Here is a 3,472-nt window from a genome sequence, read left to right as displayed (position 1 = left end):
AGCTATGGTAATGCAACTCAACCTGGATCGCCCCACATTAGCGACCAGTTACAGATGTCCGCCAACAAAAAATTGCGTCCTGTGTGGCGCGATCGCTCAGATATTCTTGCTCATCTAGAAGAACGTAAAATATTCTGAGCTTCGTCTAGTTGAGAAATATAGCAACGGACAGGAAGCTTAAGGGACTTCCAAGGAATAAAATCACCAAATACAATAATGAGAATAATTATCAAGGGGGAAGGAGAAGCAGCCGTTGGCTGCGGCTCTCTCAGACCCTCTGCCATAATCACCCTGTAAATAGGGTTTGAGATGCCCTAACTCTGATATGTAAACTGGGAAAAATACTCGTAAATGATAATTAATACCTATCATTAATCGCTTGTCAAATGCAACTCATTCCTATTAGAGTGACATACATGAGTTAATTGAGAATTATTTGCAAAGCTTATGAAAAAATTTGGATTACTATCTATCTGAGGTGCGTAGGCGTGGCCTAACCCAGGCATCGCCAAAAAGTAATTGATAAATCTAGCCAAAAGCCTTAAAAGGTATATCTGCTATTTTGGCTTTTCTGTCAATGGTTAAGTTCTATATAAAGTCTCCTGAAATGATAGTGAATACTTCTAGAGAATTGATTCACTGAAAATATTGATAGTTTACAGAGGCAAAGATGCGGAGATTATGAACCACAGAGAGTTGATTCTTGGCATTCCCCGCATCAGTCTCAAGATTTAAATATGGTTTAAATTTTGTTTCCGTGCAGCTTAAAGATGCTTAAGGCAGAAAATGACTAAAATTATCAATAGCATACAAGAAATTCCTCAATACTATGCGACTGTCGTTGATGTTCTGCGCGATCGCACATTGCAGACACCGGACAGACAAGCATTTACCTTTCTCGAAGATGGAGAAACCAAAGAAGCAACATTCACCTATTATGAGTTGGATCGGCGTTCTAGAGCGATCGCATCTCAACTCCAAGCCCTTGGTTTAAGTGGTAAACGCGCCATATTGCTTTATCCTCCTGGATTGGATTACTTGAGTGCTTTTTTTGGTTGTCTCTATGCTGGGGTAGTAGCGGTTCCAGCTTATCCGCCTCAAAATCTACGCAAAATACCCAGATTACAGGCTATTAGCACAGATACACAAGCAAGCGTCGCTCTCACCACAACAGTAATACTGTCCACATTACAATCAATACTTGTACAACAAACTAACCTAGGAAATTTACACTGGCTGACTACCGACAACTTGACACAAGGTAGAGAAGATTCTTGGCAACAACCTGCAATCAATGCAGATACCTTAGCCTTTCTACAATACACATCAGGTTCAACAGGAACACCAAAGGGAGTCATGCTCAGTCATGGCAATCTGTTGCACAATGCCGCCGTGACTTACCAGTTGATGGGACATTCACCAGAGAGCCAGTTTGTTTCTTGGCTTCCTGCATATCATGACATGGGACTGATTGGTGGAATTTTGCAACCATTGTATGGTGGTTTTCCTTGCGTCTTCATGTCTCCAGCATCTTTTTTGCAAAGTCCATACCGTTGGTTGCAAGCAATTTCTCGCTACAAAGGCACTACGAGCGGTGGCCCCAACTTTGCTTACGATCTGTGTATTCAAAGAATTACCCAACAACAAAAAGAAGCGCTTGATTTAAGTAGTTGGAGTGTGGCTTTTAACGGTGCTGAACCAGTCCGGCAGGATACTTTAGAGCGATTTGCCGCAGCCTTTACTGAGTGTGGCTTTAGTCCTGAAGCCTTTTACCCTTGTTATGGGATGGCAGAAGCAACTTTAATAGTTTCTGGTGGAGTCAAAAAAGCCTTACCTGATGTAATAACTATAGAAAAATCTGCTCTTTCAAACAACCAAGTAATGGAAGCTCGTGCTGAAAGTGAACAGACTCAGACCTTTACCAGTTGTGGTCGAGTAACACCTTTACAGCAGATTGCCATCGTCAATCCTGAAACATTAACTCGTTGTCAAGCTAATGAAGTAGGAGAAATCTGGGTATCAGGCCCTAGTATTGGTCAGGGTTATTGGAATCGTCCTCAAGAGACAGAGCAAATATTCCACGCTTACCTCAAAGACACACACCAAGGCCCATTTCTCCGGACTGGTGACTTGGGCTTTCTGCACAATGAAGAACTCTTCATCACAGGTCGAGCCAAAGACTTAATTATTATTCGAGGTCGCAACCTCTACCCACAAGATATAGAGTTAACTACAGAACGCAGTCATTCATCATTACGTTCAGGTAGTGGTGCAGCTTTCTCGGTCGAGGTTGGCAATGAAGAACGACTAGTTGTAGTTCAAGAGTTAGAGTTTCGTGCTAAACCGAATGTTGAGGAGGTCATTGCAGCAATTCGTCAGGCAGTTGCCGAAGAACACGAAGTACAAGTCTATGCAGTGATTCTAATTAAACCAGGTAGTCTTCCGAAAACTTCGAGTGGCAAAATTCAACGCCGTGCAACAAAAGCCGATTTTCTTACAGATCGACTAAGAATTATTGGTAGCAGTATTCAAAAAAGTATTGATATTGATAGAAACGAAAATAGGTTGCAGCGCGAAGCTCTGTTAGCGATCGCTCCCAAAGAATCTCAGTTGTTGTTAGAGTCTTATCTTCAAGAACAGATAGCACGAGCGTTTGCCATCCTACCGGATGAAATTAACCCTCAACAGCCATTAAGCTCTTTGGGACTCGATTCTATAAAAGTTTTCGAGTTAAAAAACCGAATTGAAACTGACCTGCAAGTTACTATCTCTGTAGCTGACTTCTTTGAAGGGTTGAGTTTGCGATCGCTCTCCACCAAGATACTCGCTCAAATCACAGCAGAGGCTTTCACCCCCTCAGAATCTCTTAGTCAAATCCAGCAAGCCGGAATTTATTCCTTATCTCTTGGCCAGCAACGATTATGGTTCCTCGACCGATTGGAACCAGGGAATCCAGCTTACAATATTTCCTTAGCTGTGAATCTTAAAGGTAAACTTGACGTTCCCTTATTAGAACAAAGTTTAAACGAAATTATCCGGCGACATGAAACTCTTAGAACCACCTTTACTACAGTCAACGGACAACCGGTACAAATTATTGCTCCTTCTCTAAAATTATCTCTATCAGTAATAAATATAGAATTACAGAGCAATGTTGCAGTTCGACAACTCTTGACTCAAGAGAGCCAACGACCTTTTGACCTAACGCAGGGGCCATTGTTACGTACTCAACTTTTGCGGCTAGCAAACCAAGAGCATATTTTTTTGCTTGAGATGCACCACATAATCTCTGATGGCTGGTCTGCTGAGGTATTTTTACAAGAGATAGCATTACTGTACAAAGGATTCTTAACCAGAAGTTTTTCACCTCTACCGTCAGTCTCTATCCAATACAACCCACATTCCGCACCCTAACTGTCACAAAGGGGTTTTTACGGAGGATTTTTCTCGATAAAAAGAGTAAAATCAGACA

Annotated in this window: 1 pseudogene; it reads left to right on the top strand. The window is 41.8% G+C overall.

What is annotated here, in order from left to right:
* Positions 1-786 precede the first annotated feature (786 nt).
* Positions 787-3,393 (top strand): annotated as a pseudogene (locus CDG77_RS34030) (AMP-binding protein); the annotation flags it as partial.
* Between the last annotated feature and the right edge of the window lie 79 nt (positions 3,394-3,472).

The sequence above is a fragment of the Nostoc sp. 'Peltigera membranacea cyanobiont' 213 genome, assembly GCF_002245975.1.
Lineage (GTDB): Bacteria > Cyanobacteriota > Cyanobacteriia > Cyanobacteriales > Nostocaceae > Nostoc.
This window is presented reverse-complemented; position numbering and strand designations above follow the sequence as displayed.